The sequence below is a fragment of the Bradyrhizobium sp. INPA03-11B genome (genome assembly GCF_040446015.1).
GTDB lineage: Bacteria > Pseudomonadota > Alphaproteobacteria > Rhizobiales > Xanthobacteraceae > Bradyrhizobium > Bradyrhizobium macuxiense_A.
Genome location: NZ_JASGSR010000073.1, coordinates 23,884 through 39,465, shown reverse-complemented (window position 1 = coordinate 39,465; position 15,582 = coordinate 23,884). Strand labels below are relative to the sequence as shown.

Below are 15,582 nucleotides of genomic sequence, written 5' to 3'. Positions count from 1 at the left end.
GCTTGGGGGGGGCGGAGGGTCGGCCGTATCGTACTGCATTCGGGCCAGATCGGTCTCTACGGTGCGCTCGCCGAGGAGCTCCATGGCAATTTAGCGCGCGAATGGATGGACGGCCCACCGCTGCCTGCGATGTCTTGGCCAAAGCTGCCAACTTGTTCGCTTGAGATCGCAAATGAGAACAGAGCGTCTCCAACCGGGTAGGCGCTGGTCAAAATCGACTAGCGGGCCCGCGCGTGTCTGGCGTCAAGCTGCGCGCGTAAGTCTTGCCCGGCACACAAAAAGCGAGTCGACGCCGAACGGCAGGTCGGCCAATCGCTCGCACCGGATGGAATACGATCAAAATCATATGTGAGAAAGTGGGTTCAAATGAACGAAAATCGGCGAAGAGCCCCAGAATATCTCGTTATCGGATGCCAGTCATCGATCGATATCCGCCAGGAAATTTTCCCGCAGATCGCGACAATCGGCGGCACCAAGATGCCATGAATACGGTTACCATTGCTTGGATCGCTTTTCGGTTTGGTAGGAGTGCCACGCAGTGCCGTCCGATCCCAAGGTCGCAGATTTGGCGCCGAGCGCGCCCGAACTCACGCCATACGATGAGCAGCACGCCGTTACCTATATGCGTCTGCTCGATGCCGAAGCCGATCATGCGGATTGGCGCGAAGTCGCGCGGATTGTGCTTGATATCGATCCGGCCCTTGAGTCCGATCGCGCGCGCCGTGCTTTCGACAGCCATTTGGCTCGCGCCAAATGGGCGGCGCATCACGGCTATCGTGATCTCCTGCGCCGGGGTCGGCCGAAGAGTGAAGAGTGAAGAGTGAAGAGTGAAGGTATCTGAGCCGGGCCTGATGTGTTTCCCATCGCATAAGTAGGTCGTTCCATCGCGTAACTGTGTGCCCGGTGGACAGCTGCATCCAGCGCAGCCAGAAATCGTCACAATTGTCAGTCCAGTTTCCCTGCGTGTACATCAGCGACATGCGGGGAGAATAGGACGATGCACGGTGGCGACTGGAGATCAGAGAGCGCGTACCAACAGATCAGCAAAGCAGAGGCTGCGGACTTAGCTTGGGAGTGGCTTCGCCGCGATCGCGAGTATCACGAAGACTTTCGGGCCTTGGTCAGCAGCGAACAATCCAATGCGACGCCAGATCACTTTAGGCGAAAGTGGGGGCTGACGTTTCGCAGCTGATCCGCAAAAGAGGTTCGACGAGCAAGCCATTTTCTGGGCGCCTGAGGCATTGCCGACCGTGCTGCCCGTCCGCGCAGCGATCCCCTCGGCGACGTCCAAAGGGTACCGCTTGGAGTTCAGCAAACTGGCGGGCAGTGAGCTTCGTCATGCCCCAGATGGATGGCATGCCATCGTGCTACTCGGAGGAGCGAAGCATCGCCTGTGGCTAAGAGAGCTTCCACCGAACTGTTCATTGGTTGCCGTTGACCTGCCGCTGGATGGCGACTTCGATATCCGTCTGCAGGTGGCACATCGATTTTGGTGCGCGCTCGAGCAGCGTCCCCTTGGCCGGCTTCCTCTTGATCCGTCGATCCAGGCCCGACGTCGGCTCATCCTCGCTCTGCGTGCGGTAGATGGATGGCTGGAAGGGAATAGTTATCGCAAAATCGCAGAGGGCCTGTTTGGCAAGTCTCGCATCCCCGATCGAGGTTGGAAAACGCACGATCTGCGCAGCCGGATCATCCGCCTGGTCAAGACGGGGCTGCGGCTGGTGCGAGGAGGCGGCTATCGCGCATTGCTCCGTCGCAAGAGCAAAGACAAGGACGACGTTTCCTAAGCTCTTCACCGGTCATAGTCGTGCCAAAATCCTGGCCAGTTTGGCTGCGGGCACGCTCCGATGCCTGCACTATCCGACGGTGCAGACCGGTGAGACCAGTTGACGAGGTGCACTCGTGGGTTGGGGGGTCTCCAGCAAGAGCTCGCATACAGAGGTCGTGGGCGTGCTTGAGAATAGCCAAGTCGACCATCAGTCGTAGTAGCACCGGCCGGCCGCCTTGCGTGTCCTTGTAAACCGCCGCAGGCTTGTCTTGCCCACGTCGGCGCGGAAACCGTCATGACCATTCTAAACCACATCGACGCTCCCCTGAGTCGCCCATCTCGAATCCTTATCAGCCGCGGAAGGATGATGCGCGACCGCTGGAAATTACCTAGAGCAGCTTTCGGGAGTTAAGGAAGAGACCTGAAAAAAATTGGGTGTAAGACGTGCATTGGGCTATGCCTGCCTAGTGGCCTCTCTTAGAGGGCCGCTTCAGGAACTCATCAGGCTCAACCTCGAGCTTGTCGGCAAGACGACCTATTATTTTTATGCTGACGTAGTACGCGCCCTTTTCAAGCTGGCTCAAATAGCCCCGGCTTATCTTAGCCTTGAAGGCAAGCTCGTCTTGGGACCATCCCCTCGCATTGCGCAAACGGCGCAAGTTGGTGGCGAATATCTCCCGCAAGTCCATGCGGGAAAGGATGCCGCTTGCTCAATATACTGCACCTCGATATACTTAACAAAGTGTCGTCTCATGCATGTTGTGAACGGAAACTGCGTCAATCTCTCGCGCATTCGTAAGAATCATGCAGATCCCGCCACTCGATCCTGTCGTCGCTGAGCAGAAAGAGGTTGCTCGGATCGTGCTGCACATCGATCCAGTCCTTTGGGCAGTGCGGCTCGCGTACCGTTCGTTAGCCATTTGGCGAGCGTCAAATGGGCGGCCAACCGAAGTTACCGCGGCTTATCGGGCGGTGCGACCAAATAGGAAAATCGGCCACGTGAAGTTCGAAATTGAGAAGAAGTTCTCGCCAGCTGGCTGGGCTGCGCAGCCAATCATCGATGAGCGAACACGCAACGAGATTGTCCGCCACACCTCACGCCGAACTCTCTCCAGGCAAAAGGGAGCAGACGCTAACTGGATTGGCGAATCCGCTGCTGATCGCGCTCCGAGCGATATGGACGTAATCAAATCCACCGTGGCCGAAATCGGACCGTACGAAATGGACAAAATGATAGGACCGGGACGTCAGGATCTCCGATCGCAGTCTCCAATCGAAGTTGTGGCGCGAACTATCCTCCTCATCGCAACTATCGGGCGGTACCAGCATGCCGAGATTGCGGCTACCATCGCTTCGATTTAGAAAGACATTTTTCGGTCGTAGGAGTTCCAGGTAATGTCGTCCGATCCCAAGGTCGCAGATTTGGCGCCGAGCGCGTCCGAACTCACGCCATACGACGAGCAGCACGCCGTTACCTATATGCGTCTGCTCGATGCCGAAGCCGATCATGCGGATTGGCGCGAAGTCGCGCGCATTGTGCTTGGTATCGATCCGGCCCTTGAGTCCGATCGCGCGCGCCGTGCTTTCGACAGCCATTTGGCTCGCGCCAAATGGGCGGCGCATCATGGCTATCGTGATCTCCTGCGCCGGGGGCGGCCGAAGAGTGAAGAGTGAAGGTATCTGAGCCGGGCCTGATGTGTCTTCCATCGCATAAGTAGGTCGTTCCATCGCGTAACTATGTCCGCGGTGGACAACTGCATCCAGCGCAGCCAGAAATCGTCACAATTGTCGGTCCAATTTCCTTGCGTGTACATCAGCGACATGCGGGGAGAACAGGACGATGCACGGTGGCGACTGGAGATCAGAGAGCGCATACCAACAGATCAGCAAAGCAGAGGCTGCGGACTTAGCCTGGGAGTGGCTTCGCCGCGATCGCGAGTACCAAGAAGACTTTGCGGCTTTGGCCAGCAGCGAACAATCCAATGCGGCGCCGGATCACTTTAGGCGAAAGTGGGGGCTGACGTTTTGCAGCTGATCCGCAAAAGAGGTTCGACGAGCAAGCCATTTTCTGGGCGCCTGAGGCATTGCCGACCGTGCTGCCCGTCCGCGCAGCGATCTCCTCGGCGACGTCCCGAGGGTACCGCTTGGAGTTCAGCAAACTGGCGGGCAGCGAGCTTCGTCATGCCCCAGATGGATGGCATGCCATCGTGCTGCTCGGAGGAGCGAAGCATCGCCTTTGGCTAAGAGAGCTTCCACCGAACTGTTCATTGATTGCCGTTGACCTGCCGCTGGACGGCAGCTTCGATATCCGTCTGCAGGCGGCACATCGATTTTGGTGCGCGCTCGAGCGGCGTCCCCTTGGCCGACTTCCTCTCGATCCGTCGGTCCTGGCCCGACGTCGGCTCACCCTCGCTCTGCGTGCGGTAGATGGATGGATGGAAGGGAATAGTTATCGCAAGATCGCGGAAGACCTATTTGGCAAGTCTCGCATCCCCGATCGAGGTTGGAAAACGCACGATCTGCGCAGCCGGATCATCCGCCTGGTCAAGATGGGGTTGCGTCTGGTGCGAGGCGGCTATCGCGCATTGCTCCGTCGCAAGAGCAAAGACAAGGACGACGTTGCCTAAGCTCTTCACCGGTCATAGTCGTGAAGAGGTCCTCGCCAGTTTGCATGCGGGAGCAGCATGGGTAAGCCCGCGCCATAGCTTCACTGGTTCGGGCCTGCAGCGGAGCAATTCAGAATAGCTTGCCCGAAACCAAAAGGGACTTGTGTCTGTATAATGCTGGCTCGCAAAATCGGGTGAATATGACGTCGATGCGCAATCTCGACAGCGCCGGCGCATGTGTCAAACCCTCCATTGGTCATTGACCGTGTGGTTCGAGCACAATCGGTTGGGCACCGAAAATCCGACCACCAAACTAAGCTATGGGATCTGCGATCGAATCCGGTGATTTGAATTCCGATACAGCCCGCGATGTAGTATTAGGCCGCTTCCGAAATCGCGGCCTTTTTACAGAGGCGCGCTACCCATCGGCAAAAGGCACGCGCGACTTCGGGATTGTTACTGCGGTCGACCGCATAGGCCCGATATTGCATGCCGCTCGAAGTGCGCGATCCGGGTATTACCTGCAGAACGCCCCCGCGCACGAGATCGCTGACAATGATTTCAGGTGCGACCAGTAGGCATTTCCCCGTTATGACGGCCGGCAGAGCAAGGTAGTTGTGATCATATCGCGCCCCCGACTTTATATCCTTTGCGGCCAGGTTCATCGCCCTCAGCCATGTGGGTAGTATGTCGGGACGGGATGTGATGTTCAGGATTGGCATTGAACGGACAATTGAGAGCGATTTTCCGGCTACGTGATTTGGTGAGCCCACGCATACCAGTTCCTCATTGTAGATTTCCCAATCGTCGGCCGGTTCGATGATTGAGAGATCGCGGGTGATCAAGATGTCGAAATTGTCGGAAGAGGTCGGCGGAGACAATGAACTGATCACGTCCACGATCACGCCGCCCGTCTCAGCAGAGAAGGCTTGGAGATTTGGAATCAGGAAGGAATGAGCGAAAGTCGAAAGCGAGGTGCGGACCACAATCCGATTGGCATCCGGTCGATTTCGGCGCCGCATTCTCGTAGCGGTGAAGCACACCGTATCGAGCGGTTCGGCAATGGTGTTCACGAACAACCTTCCGAATTCCGTCAATTCGCTCCGCCGACCTCGCCGTTCCACGAGGTCTGTACCGAAGTAGTCTTGCAATACAGCGAGGTAGCGGCTGACTGAGCTCTGCGTTGTTCCCAGCGCCGCGGCCGCACGCGTTACGCTTCCTTCTCGCGCAATGGTCAAAAACACCCGGATTGCATTGAGAGGCACTTGATCCTGTTCGGCAGCCATCTTCTGCTCCGGCATCTTCTGCAATGTCGCTACCTGGCACGCCGAGCCATTGCCTAGAATGAATACCACATCACATTATTCGATGTTTGTCGTCGGATTGCTGCTTATCATTGATATGTCGCGCGCAAAACCGGCTTTCTCGGTACGATACGTACCTTTGGCCTTACGGCTTCAATGGCTGTCGGCGGATGCAATCTTCAAAGAATTCGCCGATGTCGTCGGCGCGATCAATATTCTCGCAGTCGACAGCACGCGACGTTCTGGCGGACAACGCCGATTTTCAAATCTTCCCAACGGCGTCGGATAGCCCTCGAGTGGAGCGCGGGCTTTGAATGGCGTTTCGAGAGAACTGCTGTTTTCTGGGGTACTAATGTCGCGTTCAGCGAAGGAATCGAGCTTCAGCAGCCTTGAACTCCTGCATGTTCTGAAGCCTGAAGATTTCCTCCACTGGCAGAATGTCCTTGTGGACGTTCTGGACACCGCCGTCGGCGATAATTTGGCGGAACGTCTCCTGCATGGCGGTGGCGGAAGCGCGGATGCCATAATTGCCGTAGATCATCATCCGGACATTGCGCAGCATCTTGACCCGTTTGGCGTCGAGATCTGGGTAGGCGTTCGGCACGATCACCAGCGGCACAGATCCAGTCCAGGCGCGCGAAAAGCTTTCGATCTCGGAAGGATCCTTCTTTTTCGAGTGGATCAGGATCAGGTCGGCGCCAGCCTCCGTATAGGCTTGGGCCCGGCGCAAGGCTTCCACTTCGCCGAGGCCTGCAATCAAGGCTTCAGCACGGGCAATCACGAAAAAATCCGCGTTCCGCCTTGTCGTGATGGCAGCCTCGATCTTGCCCTGGAATTCTTCAATGCGCAGTAGTTCCTGGCGTCCATCGGCAGCAAGGCTTGTTACCTTGGGAAAGGTCTTGTCCTCGATAACGACGGCGCTGGCACCGGCCCGCTCGTATTCGGTGACGGCTTGGATGACATTGATGGCATTGCCATATCCGGTATCAATATCGGCGACGATCGGTAGCGTCGTGCGCCCGGCGATCGCCCGCAGCATATCCAGATGCTGGGTCATCGAGATCAGGCTCATGTCCGGCAGGCCGTAAAGCGCCGACAATTCGAAGCCGGAGGCCCACAAGCCATCAAATCCGGCCTCCTCTGCGAGGAGCGCTGAAAGCGGGCTATGGGCGGCCATGATGTGGACAAGACCGGTCTCGGCCATGCGGGCGCGGAGGCGTTTGGCGGGGGACATCGCAAAAGATCCTTCAGGACAAGGCAGCGCAGGCGGCGATGATGCGGTCGCAGGCGCGGGTGAGCTCCTCGAGCGAAGCGGCATAGGAGATGCGGATATAGGGCGGGGCCATGAAGCCACTGCCGGGCACAACAGCCACGCCGAAGCCGTCGAGCAGGTACATGGCAAAATCGATATCGGTTTCGATCACCTTGCCGTCCTGCGTGCGCTTGCCGATGACGCCCGCACAGGAGGGAAAAACATAGAATGCACCATCTGGGACGCGACACGAAAGCCCCTTGGCCTGGTTCAGTTTCGCAACAACGTGGTCGCGGCGCTGCACAAAAGCCTTCGCGAATTCCCCGATATGATTTCGGCCGCCAGACAGCGCTTCAACGGCGGCATATTGCGATATCGAACTGGTGTGCGAGGAGGTCTGGCCCTGGATAAGATTCATGGCCTTGATCAGAGCCAACGGTCCCGCGCCATAGCCGACCCGCCAGCCGGTCATTGCGTCAGCCTTGGACACGCCGTTGACTGTCAGGGTGCGCGCGTAAAGATCCGGCGCGACCGCGGCCATAGTGGCAAAGTCGACGTTATAGGTGAGCTTTTCATAAATGTCGTCAGAGAGCACATGGACGTGGGTATTTCGCCGCAACACCGCAGCGAGCGCGAGCAGCTCGCTTCGACTATAGACCGCGCCCGTTGGATTGCACGGTGAGTTTAGCATCAGCCACTTCGTGCGTGGCGTGATCGCCGCTTCCAACGCCTCAGGGCGCAGCTTGAACCCGAGGAACTCATCGCAGGCAACGAGGACTGGCCTACCGCCAGCGAGCGCCACCATATCGGGATAGGAGACCCAGCACGGGGTGGGGATCACCACCTCGTCGGAGGGATTAAGGCTCGCGAACAGCGCGTTGAAGACGACCTGCTTGGCGCCACAACCCACTGTGATCTGGTCAATAGCGTATTCGAGCCCGTGATCGCGCTCGAAGCTCGTGCGGATCGCCTCGCGCAGCGGCTTGATACCGGCGACGGCCGTATATTTGGTTCGCCCGTAGCGGATTGCCCGGATACCAGCTTCGCCAATCGCGGATGGCGTGTCGAAATCCGGCTCGCCCTGGCTAAGCGTGATCACATCGACACCCTGATCGCGCAATTCGGCTGCGCGAGCCGTCATGGCCTTGGTTTCCGAGGGACGGACGACGTTGAGTCGTTCTGCGATGAAAGACACGATGGAGTGACCTGCGAAGGTTGAAGACGCCCTTTGATGGCTTCTACGCGCTGGCAAAGCTGCTAACAAAACGTGCGATCGCGTTTGTTCGCTGTAATGATCGCAAGCTGCGATGCTTTTCCTGACGCCGCCGGCGGCGGCGTTCTCGCAAGGCGCGCCTGACCCCAGCGAAGACAAGCATGATGTCGGCGTACCGTGAAATGATTCTGCCCAACTACCCAGAAACATCTCGGGTCAGATAGAACAATCGGCGAAGCGAGATAATGGCAGCCCCGGTTAGTGGAAAAAAATGCGCGCCCCCCGCGAAAGAGCAGTGCTGAGGCAGCTCTGTTTTCGAACGAACTCGATTAGGGCTCGCGAGACCTCAAAACGAACCGCTATTAGCCTCCGGCGGTCGCGGCATCGCATATTGAGGGAGCAAGCATCGAATAATTCGATCGATGTCATGCAGTTGTAGCACTCAGAGTCTTCAAGCTTGGCGGTCTCTCATCAACGAGATTGATGATCTGCTCGCTGCGCTTGCGCAAGATTGTCACTCCAACGGGGAAATAACGCGGTGGCATCCGTTTCAATCGAACGCATCAACAAGAACTACGGGCAGACGCCTGTCTTGCGTGGTGTTTCGCTGTCGATAGTGGACGGTGAGTTCCTTACGCTGTTGGGGCCGTCGGGATGTGGCAAATCAACGCTGCTGCGTATCCTCGCGGGACTTGAGACGCAGGACGCCGGATCAATTTCGATTGGCGAGCGCGTGGTGGATGGACTGCGGCCGAAGTGCCGCGACGTCGCGATGGTGTTCCAGTCATACGCTCTCTATCCGCACATGACCGTTGCATCGAACATGGCTTTGCCGCTGCGGATGCGCCGGCTGTTGGGCTTGCAGCGTCTTCCCGTTCTCGGTCGCCTGTTTCCGGGAACCTCTCGGACTTCGGCCGAGATCGACCTGGAAGTCACCCGAACAGCCAAGTCCCTCGGCATCGGTCACCTGTTGTCGCGCAAACCGGGGCAACTCTCCGGCGGCCAGCGCCAACGCGTGGCCGTTGGCCGGGCGATGGTCCGCCATTCGGCCGTCTTCCTGATGGACGAGCCGCTGTCCAATCTCGATGCCAAGCTGCGTGTGCAGATGCGCGCCGAAATCAAGGAACTGCACCGGCGGCTCGGAGCGACCTTCGTGTATGTCACCCATGACCAGGCCGAAGCCATGACGCTCTCGGACCGTGTGGCGGTCATGCTCGAGGGCGAGTTGCTGCAGGTCGCTCCGCCGCACGACATTTATGCCGATCCCGACGATCGGCGCATCGCAGAGTTCGTCGGATCGCCCAAGATCAACATGCTCAACGGCGTGGTGCGTGAACGTGGTCTGATGGATGCGGCCGGATCGACGCTGACGGTGGAAGCCGATGCGCTCCCCGGCACGCCTCTCACGATTGGCATTCGTCCGGAAGCTCTTCATCTCACTGACCACGGTGCTCAGGGCGTTCTGACGGGTTTAGTGCGCATGATTGAGCACATGGGGTCCGATCTTTTCGTTCATCTCGATCTGGCAGGCAGCGAATTGCCGTTCGTCGCAAGGCTGCTGGCGGAACGCGCGCCGCATATCATGCCCGGCCAGACCTTGCATCTTCGCGTGCAGCCCGACCGTGTTCTGCTGTTCACGCGGGACGGGCGGCGTTTGCGCCGGGGCGCTGAGCCGGTCCCGACGCCCGTCACGCCGATCCGGGAGACCGCGGGATGAGCGAGCCTCTTGGTCTTTCCGGCGCCTCCGCTAAGCAGCCCATGCTCAGTGGAGTGCCGTTCCCGGGCGCCTCGCTGGCTCGTAGCCGAGCCTTTGCAGAAGCGCTGGCGGTCTTGATGCTGGCCGGCCCGGCCGTCTTCCTTTTACTTGTATTGTTCTTCCTGCCTGTCGTTGCCGTCTTCGTCATCGCGCTTACCGATTGGCGGTTCGGCGCGAGTTCACTTTCCCTGGTCGGCCTCGCGAACTTCCGTGAGGTGTTCGCGGACGCAAATTTCAGGGCCTCGCTCGCCAACACGCTCATCTACGCTTCGATCGTCGTACCCGGAACCGTTGTCCTCGGTCTTCTGGTCGCGCTTCTTATCGAAAGCGGAAAGTCCTGCCGTGCCTTTTACCGTGCGATCCATTTCCTACCATTCATGGCGACACTCACGGCCATGGCGATCGCTTGGGAGGCGCTGCTGCATCCGACCTTCGGGCTCGTCAATCAAACGCTAGCCGCAATCGGACTGCCGACCGCCAGCTGGCTGCGCGACGAGAATACGGTCCTGCCGGTACTCGCCGTCATCGGCATCTGGCAGAATCTCGGCTACGCCATGGTATTGTTTCTCGCCGGTCTTAAGAGCATCCCGCAGGATCTCTACGATGCTGCCGATGTCGACGGTGCTGATATTTGGCATGATCGGTTGCGCACTGTGACGCTGCCGATGCTGGGGCCGGTCACGATGTTCGTGGTCATCGTCGTTGCGCTGCGTGCATTCGACACCTTCGAGACCGTGAAAGTGCTGACCCAAGGCGGGCCCGGTCACGCCTCGGAGGTCCTGCTTTACACGCTCTATCGCGAGAGCTTCGAATACTTGCGTACCGGATATGGCGCCGCCGTCGCGGTCGTTTTTCTCACCATCGTGGTGACGCTTACCCTCGTTCAAACCCGCTTCATGGACGCGAAAGTGCACTATCAATGAGCGCGACGATCTCCGCCAATCGCTTGTCGCTGCCCGCGGCTGTTCTTCGGCACCTGGTGCTGCTCGCTACCGGAACGCTCGTTCTCCTTCCTTTCATATGGATGGTGTCGCTGTCGATCAAGCCGCCGGGTGAGATCTTTCGCGCGTCGTTCGCCTTCTGGCCTGAACAGCTATATGCAGTCGAGAACTATACCAAAGCGCTGAGCGAGGCGTCGCTGCCGCGCTGTGTCGCCAACGGTCTCATGGTCTGCACAATGATTCTGACGGCTCAGATACTCCTCTGTGCCCCCTGTGCCTACGCGCTTGCCAAACTTCGCTTTGCTGGACGCGACTTCCTCTTCGGGATGGTTCTGGTAGGGCTGCTCCTGCCGCGCCAAGTGCTGTCACTGCCACTATTTGTTCTTGGCCATCAGCTCGGCATCCTCAATACCTACGCGGCGCTCATCCTCCCCTACGTGGTGTCGCCCTTCGGTATCTTCCTGCTTCGGCAATTCTTCAAGACCATTCCAGATGACGTGGTACATGCGGCGCGGCTCGACGGGCTTTCTGAACTCGCCATTGTCTGGAGGATCATGGTGCCGATGGCACTGCCGGCTGTCATAGCGTTCTCAATTTTCTCAGTGGTCAGCCATTGGAATGATCTGTTCTGGCCGCTCATCGCGGTGCGCGACCAGTCCCTTATGCCGCCGCCGCTCGGCATCATGGCATTCAAAAACGAGGAGGCTGGCAATGACTATGGTCCTCTTATGGCCGCATCTACGCTCGTCGTGCTGCCCCTCGTCATCGCCTTTCTTGCCGCACAGAAATGGTTTGTTGAAGGGATCACCGGGGGAGCCGTGAAGTAGAGATGTCGATGCCCTTGACACGCAGAGAAACCCTTGGCGCCGCCGCTGCGGCGATCGGTATGGCGACGTTGCCGCCGTCGCACGCGGCGGCGTCTAAGTTGATTTTGAAGGTCAGCACCCCCATCGGCTCTTATCAGAAGATGCTTCGTGAATTGGCTTCGCGCTTCACCTCTGCCAATCCAGAGATTGTTGTCGAGTTCACTGCCAAGGGCGAAAACTGGGATCCTTTGCTCCAAGCCACGCTGCGCGACGGTTTGATCAACGATCTTCCTGATGGAACGTGGCAGTCTTTGACCTACGCGCCATTGCTCGCCCGGCGCGGCTATGCTCAGTCCCTTGACCCCGTCGCCGGTGGCAGCGCCGCCTTCGCCGAACTCGGCCTGTCAAGTGCGCTGATGGAGGCGGTATCGGCCGCCGGAGGCGTCTACGCCTTGCCGTTTGGCACCACGGTTCCGGTCATCTACTACAACATGGACCTCCTGAAACGGGCTGGCTACACCTCCGTCAACCCGCCCTCTACATGGGAGGAGATTATCGCGTTGGGTGTGAAGGTCGCGGCGCTCGACCGTACCATTGATGGTGGCTTCGTCGAGTACGACGCCTCCAACGCCTGGATGTTTCAGAACCTTATTGCCATTTTTGGCGGACGAATGATGAAGTCCGACTGGAGGGAGATCGCTTTTGAGACGGCTGAAGGCTTAAGGGCATTAGAGCTCGTGTGGCGCTTTGGAGACGCGAGCACCGTCGATATGACACGCGAACAGGCGCGCCAAGCGTTCAACGCCGGCGCTTGCGGCATCCTAGTCCGCTCGGCAAGCGGCATCACATCGGTCGCCAAGGCAGCCGACGGGCGGTTCGACCTAAGGGTGGGCCAGTTGCCAGTTCCCGCCGTCGGCGGTCGGCTGGTCGGCGCTGGCCATGGCTTTGTGATGTTTACAAAAGAGAGGGAACGGCAGCAGGGGCTGTGGACGTTCTTTCGCTTCGCCGCTGGCCCGGAAGGCCAGATGATCCTTGCCCGGCACACTGGCTACATGCCGGTCAACCTCATGGCGCTTAAGGATCCAGCGTTCCTGAACCAGTACCTCACCATCAATCCCTATCACAGGGCGATCCTTGAGCGGTTGGCAATCACGACAGACCAGAGTTCGTTCGCGAGCGACAACGCGGTCAAGATCACCGACATGATGACTGAGTTCATGAGGCAGGTGCTTGTGCATCGGACGAAACCCGAGGCCGCGCTCGCAGCGATGGCCGAGCTGACCCGCAAATTGCTCAACGCCTGACCTGTCGCTGACTTGCTCGCAAGATATACCCATGACCTCCGGGCTTCGATCCACTGCCGTCTTCCTGAACAAGAGCGGCATCTACCCCAGAAATTTCGCCGTCTTTGACAAGAGCCTTATGGGTGCGGTTCGGCGGCTTCTCGCGGACTTTGAACCAAACCACCATCGGCGCACCGGTTCTGCTGGCAGCGTCGTTCCTTCTGAGTCAACCCATGTGATGCTGCCTATCTAGGAGAGAAAAATGCCCAAACTATTGAGTGTAGCGCAGGTCGAACAATATCGTTCCGAGGGGTTCGTGTGCCCAGTTGACGCTCTTTCGGCGCAGGAGGCGGCTGAGTTCTTGGCGCGCATGGAGAATCTCGAAAGCCGGGAACCAAATCTATGGGCACGATCGAAGATAAAGCCGCATTTGCTGATGATGTGGCTCAATGATCTTATGAGGAATGCGAGAATCTTGGATGCGGTCGAAGACGTCCTTGGGCCAGACATCATGGCATGGGCTACCGGCCACTTTGATAAAAAGCCTCATGATCCGAGTTTTGTAAGCTGGCATCAGGATGGGACGTATTGGGGGCTTTCTGAACCAAGCGTTGTTACGGCTTGGGTCGCGTTGACGCCCAGCAACCGCGAAAACGGATGCATGCGGGTAATCCCTGGCAGTCATCACCAGGGCCAATTGCCTCATAGAGACACCGAGGATAAAAACAATCTATTGAGTCGAGGCCAAGATGTTGAGGTCAAGGTCGATGAAGCCGAGGCCGTCGATTTGGAGCTTCAGCCTGGCCAAATATCACTTCATCACACCATGCTCATTCACGGCTCAAAGCCGAACACTTCTGACACGCGCCGGTTAGGGATCACCATTCGATACGTCGCGGCGCATGTCAGCCAGAGGAGCGCGTTTAAAGATAGCGCGACCCTGGTTCGCGGAACCGATACGTATCGGAATTTTGTCGCCGAGCCACGTCCGCACCGCGACTTTGATCCGGAGGCTGTTGAATTCTATAACGCGATCGTCGCCGAAAGCCGCAAACGCAAGGATGCAATTGCCGCTTCCCACCAGAGCCGGCAAGAGCTGCTCAAATCAACAACCTTGCTCTGAGCCCCACCGCCACGGCAGTCCCGGTCACCTCGAGGGCGGCCGCATCAGCTTGCGTGGCGCGCTAGCGCATCTCCTAACCGATGTGTTTGAGCGCGCTGCTCAAGGACCAGGATAACCACATTCCGATCTCTGTTCTCCTCAAGGGTCTTGAAGATAGAAAAATCGGCGAGCATTGCGCACGGTTACAACGTGTTCGTTGAAGCTAAAACAACGTTGTCGGATGAGGAAAGCCGTATCTCAGATCGAGAGCTTCAAGATGCGCCGACATTGTGATGCCACAGCCATCTGACCAGCCGAGGAATCGGATCACTGTTTTGTCGCGAATGTCACCTCGGTAACGTGCGGCTGACGCAGCAGACCGTCCTGCGAGTGTCGCTCAAAGATCTCGGTCAGCTTTTTGGTAGTGGCTTGTTCACCGATCGCCACGGCCGATCGTTGAATGAGGCTGGAAGAGAAACTCAGTGCCAGGAAGTGTGGAAGGCTCGTATCAAAATCCCAATTCCAATGCCGCACCTTCACGTTCTCGAATCTGAGATCAGTATAGAGCTCGCTATAAAAATTGATCGTTGAGTACGTTCCGGCCGCCGTGGTGAAAGTCCCCCTGCGGTACTCCGGAATGCACTGTTCGACAAAATCGTGATATTCCGAAAGTGCGGGACTATCCAAGTACCGGTGCCGATTGTGAACAAGCGCCAAGAGTCCGCCTGGAAGCAATATGCGCGCGACCTCGTTGTAGAACGCAAGTCTATCAAAGCGATGGGCTGCCGTAGCTGTCGTAACGGCAGACACAGATCTGTCCGGAAATGGTAACCGCTCCGCTGGTGAAATGCGGAACTTGATTTGCAGTTCGCGAGGCGTTGACTTGACCGCGACATGAGCCATGTCCGCGTTCGGCTCGATGCCGATAATGGAGAGCCTTCTTTTGGCTTCTGAGGCGAGCGCTCTTGTAAAGATTCCCGTACCGCTTCCCACGTCCACAATATCGGCGTCCAGGCGGTGGTGAATGGCGTAATCAATGATGATCTTTGCGATTTCGCCGGGATAGCCTGGCCGATAAAGGTCATAGTTCCTTCCCTCGCCGGCGAACTCGGACCATGGGGTCTCAAAATTGGGAATGGTTGTTGCCATCGTAACGTTCGCAAAAAGGATCGCTGTGAGTGCTTTTTATGGTCGCTGACTGCCGCTACCGTTGTTGGGCGTTGGTCGTGATTGGCGACGACCCCGAGTTCCTGTCCGAAATCTCGTAAAGAGAGGAGGGACGGCGAAGGAATCGCCAGCCCGCGCGACAACGCCTCGATCCCTTCCGGAATCAGTACAGGAGCCATTGGGCGCCTGGAACGAAGGTTGGATAACAGGCGGGATCGACCTGAAGGGGGATGCCGAAGCCCCGGACAATATTGCGCGTCTTTTTGTGCGTCGACGGCAGACCGAATCTAGAAGTTCAACTACTAAGCGCGTCGCGAGCCATTTGGCCGGGTTTGCGATGAGAGGTGCAACCATCCAACTCGCCGTTCCAACCGCCTGCATCGT

The 15,582-nt window shown here is 58.0% G+C and carries 18 protein-coding genes; 13 read left to right on the top strand and 5 right to left on the bottom strand.

Annotated elements, in window-relative coordinates; translation table 11 throughout:
• Nucleotides 1–538 precede the first annotated feature (538 nt).
• The 3 genes from QMZ05_RS26695 to QMZ05_RS26685 all read left to right on the top strand — a co-directional run bounded on the left by QMZ05_RS26695 (nt 539) and on the right by QMZ05_RS26685 (nt 1,787).
• A complete protein-coding gene (locus QMZ05_RS26695) occupies nt 539–817 on the top strand; it encodes a DUF2285 domain-containing protein (protein WP_353703463.1) in 279 nt (92 codons plus the stop codon).
• A gap of 180 nt (nt 818–997) precedes the next feature.
• On the top strand, nt 998–1,192 hold the full coding sequence (locus tag QMZ05_RS26690) for a DUF6499 domain-containing protein (protein ID WP_353703462.1): 195 nt from the start codon (nt 998–1,000) through the stop codon (nt 1,190–1,192).
• 58 nt (nt 1,193–1,250) lie between these two features.
• Nucleotides 1,251–1,787 carry a DUF2285 domain-containing protein gene (locus tag QMZ05_RS26685; RefSeq protein ID WP_353703466.1) on the top strand — a complete coding sequence of 179 codons (537 nt, stop codon included), beginning with the start codon at nt 1,251–1,253 and terminating at the stop codon, nt 1,785–1,787.
• Nucleotides 1,788–2,232: 445 nt separating this feature from the next.
• On the opposite strand, the gene QMZ05_RS26680 is transcribed toward QMZ05_RS26685, so the two are convergent.
• Nucleotides 2,233–2,457, bottom strand: coding sequence for a helix-turn-helix transcriptional regulator (locus QMZ05_RS26680; protein WP_353703461.1), 225 nt, complete (start codon nt 2,455–2,457; stop codon nt 2,233–2,235).
• Between the two features lie 115 nt (nt 2,458–2,572).
• Here QMZ05_RS26680 and QMZ05_RS26675 point away from each other — a divergent pair, with 115 nt between their 5' ends.
• The 4 genes from QMZ05_RS26675 (at nt 2,573) to QMZ05_RS26660 (ending at nt 4,395) form a co-directional block, all read left to right on the top strand.
• A complete protein-coding gene (locus QMZ05_RS26675) occupies nt 2,573–3,130 on the top strand; it encodes a hypothetical protein (protein ID WP_353703460.1) in 558 nt (185 codons plus the stop codon).
• Between the two features lie 33 nt (nt 3,131–3,163).
• Nucleotides 3,164–3,442 carry a DUF2285 domain-containing protein gene (locus QMZ05_RS26670; protein WP_353703459.1) on the top strand — a complete coding sequence of 93 codons (279 nt, stop codon included), beginning with the start codon at nt 3,164–3,166 and terminating at the stop codon, nt 3,440–3,442.
• A 166-nt stretch (nt 3,443–3,608) separates the two neighbouring features.
• On the top strand, nt 3,609–3,803 hold the full coding sequence (locus QMZ05_RS26665) for a DUF6499 domain-containing protein (RefSeq protein ID WP_353703458.1): 195 nt from the start codon (nt 3,609–3,611) through the stop codon (nt 3,801–3,803).
• 109 nt (nt 3,804–3,912) lie between these two features.
• Nucleotides 3,913–4,395 (top strand): DUF2285 domain-containing protein, encoded by a 483-nt coding sequence (locus QMZ05_RS26660; RefSeq protein ID WP_353703457.1) that lies wholly within the window; start codon nt 3,913–3,915, stop codon nt 4,393–4,395.
• Nucleotides 4,396–4,751: 356 nt separating this feature from the next.
• Here the strand turns inward: QMZ05_RS26660 and QMZ05_RS26655 are convergent, their stop codons facing one another.
• On the bottom strand, nt 4,752–5,660 hold the full coding sequence (locus tag QMZ05_RS26655; RefSeq protein ID WP_353703456.1) for a LysR family transcriptional regulator: 909 nt from the start codon (nt 5,658–5,660) through the stop codon (nt 4,752–4,754).
• A 58-nt stretch (nt 5,661–5,718) separates the two neighbouring features.
• On the opposite strand from QMZ05_RS26655, the gene QMZ05_RS26650 reads away from it, so the two are divergent.
• Nucleotides 5,719–5,967, top strand: coding sequence for a hypothetical protein (locus tag QMZ05_RS26650; RefSeq protein WP_353703455.1), 249 nt, complete (start codon nt 5,719–5,721; stop codon nt 5,965–5,967).
• 72 nt (nt 5,968–6,039) lie between these two features.
• On the opposite strand, the gene QMZ05_RS26645 is transcribed toward QMZ05_RS26650, so the two are convergent.
• Nucleotides 6,040–6,912, bottom strand: a complete 873-nt coding sequence (locus QMZ05_RS26645; protein WP_353703454.1) for an isocitrate lyase/phosphoenolpyruvate mutase family protein — start codon at nt 6,910–6,912, stop codon at nt 6,040–6,042.
• 13 nt (nt 6,913–6,925) lie between these two features.
• The gene (locus tag QMZ05_RS26640) at nt 6,926–8,125 is read right to left on the bottom strand and encodes a pyridoxal phosphate-dependent aminotransferase (RefSeq protein WP_353703453.1); all 1,200 of its coding nucleotides are present in this window, start codon (nt 8,123–8,125) and stop codon (nt 6,926–6,928) included.
• 556 nt (nt 8,126–8,681) lie between these two features.
• Here QMZ05_RS26640 and QMZ05_RS26635 point away from each other — a divergent pair.
• The 5 genes from QMZ05_RS26635 (at nt 8,682) to QMZ05_RS26615 (ending at nt 14,052) form a co-directional block, all read left to right on the top strand.
• Nucleotides 8,682–9,860, top strand: a complete 1,179-nt coding sequence (locus tag QMZ05_RS26635) for an ABC transporter ATP-binding protein (RefSeq protein ID WP_353703452.1) — start codon at nt 8,682–8,684, stop codon at nt 9,858–9,860.
• 116 nt (nt 9,861–9,976) lie between these two features.
• Complete coding sequence (locus QMZ05_RS26630; RefSeq protein WP_353703465.1) at nt 9,977–10,822, top strand: sugar ABC transporter permease; 846 nt, start codon at nt 9,977–9,979, stop codon at nt 10,820–10,822.
• The gene (locus QMZ05_RS26625; protein WP_353703451.1) at nt 10,819–11,667 is read left to right on the top strand and encodes a carbohydrate ABC transporter permease; all 849 of its coding nucleotides are present in this window, start codon (nt 10,819–10,821) and stop codon (nt 11,665–11,667) included. Before QMZ05_RS26630 ends, QMZ05_RS26625 begins: the two co-directional genes overlap by 4 nt.
• Before the next feature lie 8 nt (nt 11,668–11,675).
• Nucleotides 11,676–12,950: an extracellular solute-binding protein gene (locus tag QMZ05_RS26620; RefSeq protein ID WP_353703450.1), complete on the top strand. Its 1,275-nt coding sequence runs from the start codon at nt 11,676–11,678 to the stop codon at nt 12,948–12,950.
• A gap of 241 nt (nt 12,951–13,191) precedes the next feature.
• Nucleotides 13,192–14,052, top strand: coding sequence for a phytanoyl-CoA dioxygenase family protein (locus QMZ05_RS26615; RefSeq protein ID WP_353703449.1), 861 nt, complete (start codon nt 13,192–13,194; stop codon nt 14,050–14,052).
• Nucleotides 14,053–14,358: 306 nt separating this feature from the next.
• Here the strand turns inward: QMZ05_RS26615 and QMZ05_RS26610 are convergent, their stop codons facing one another.
• The gene (locus QMZ05_RS26610; RefSeq protein WP_353703448.1) at nt 14,359–15,180 is read right to left on the bottom strand and encodes a class I SAM-dependent methyltransferase; all 822 of its coding nucleotides are present in this window, start codon (nt 15,178–15,180) and stop codon (nt 14,359–14,361) included.
• Nucleotides 15,181–15,582: the final 402 nt, after the last annotated feature.

Bases quoted from the DNA above. Each gene is read 5' to 3' on its own strand.
- QMZ05_RS26690 (WP_353703462.1), top strand. From the start codon at position 998: ATGCACGGTGGCGACTGGAGATCAGAGAGCGCGTACCAACAGATCAGC.
- QMZ05_RS26680 (WP_353703461.1), bottom strand. From the start codon at position 2,457: ATGGACTTGCGGGAGATATTCGCCACCAACTTGCGCCGTTTGCGCAAT.
- QMZ05_RS26675 (WP_353703460.1), top strand. From the start codon at position 2,573: ATGCAGATCCCGCCACTCGATCCTGTCGTCGCTGAGCAGAAAGAGGTT.
- QMZ05_RS26670 (WP_353703459.1), top strand. From the start codon at position 3,164: ATGTCGTCCGATCCCAAGGTCGCAGATTTGGCGCCGAGCGCGTCCGAA.
- QMZ05_RS26665 (WP_353703458.1), top strand. From the start codon at position 3,609: ATGCACGGTGGCGACTGGAGATCAGAGAGCGCATACCAACAGATCAGC.
- QMZ05_RS26655 (WP_353703456.1), bottom strand. From the start codon at position 5,660: ATGGCTGCCGAACAGGATCAAGTGCCTCTCAATGCAATCCGGGTGTTT.
- QMZ05_RS26650 (WP_353703455.1), top strand. From the start codon at position 5,719: ATGAATACCACATCACATTATTCGATGTTTGTCGTCGGATTGCTGCTT.
- QMZ05_RS26645 (WP_353703454.1), bottom strand. From the start codon at position 6,912: ATGTCCCCCGCCAAACGCCTCCGCGCCCGCATGGCCGAGACCGGTCTT.
- QMZ05_RS26630 (WP_353703465.1), top strand. From the start codon at position 9,977: ATGCTGGCCGGCCCGGCCGTCTTCCTTTTACTTGTATTGTTCTTCCTG.
- QMZ05_RS26625 (WP_353703451.1), top strand. From the start codon at position 10,819: ATGAGCGCGACGATCTCCGCCAATCGCTTGTCGCTGCCCGCGGCTGTT.
- QMZ05_RS26620 (WP_353703450.1), top strand. From the start codon at position 11,676: ATGCCCTTGACACGCAGAGAAACCCTTGGCGCCGCCGCTGCGGCGATC.
- QMZ05_RS26615 (WP_353703449.1), top strand. From the start codon at position 13,192: ATGCCCAAACTATTGAGTGTAGCGCAGGTCGAACAATATCGTTCCGAG.
- QMZ05_RS26610 (WP_353703448.1), bottom strand. From the start codon at position 15,180: ATGGCAACAACCATTCCCAATTTTGAGACCCCATGGTCCGAGTTCGCC.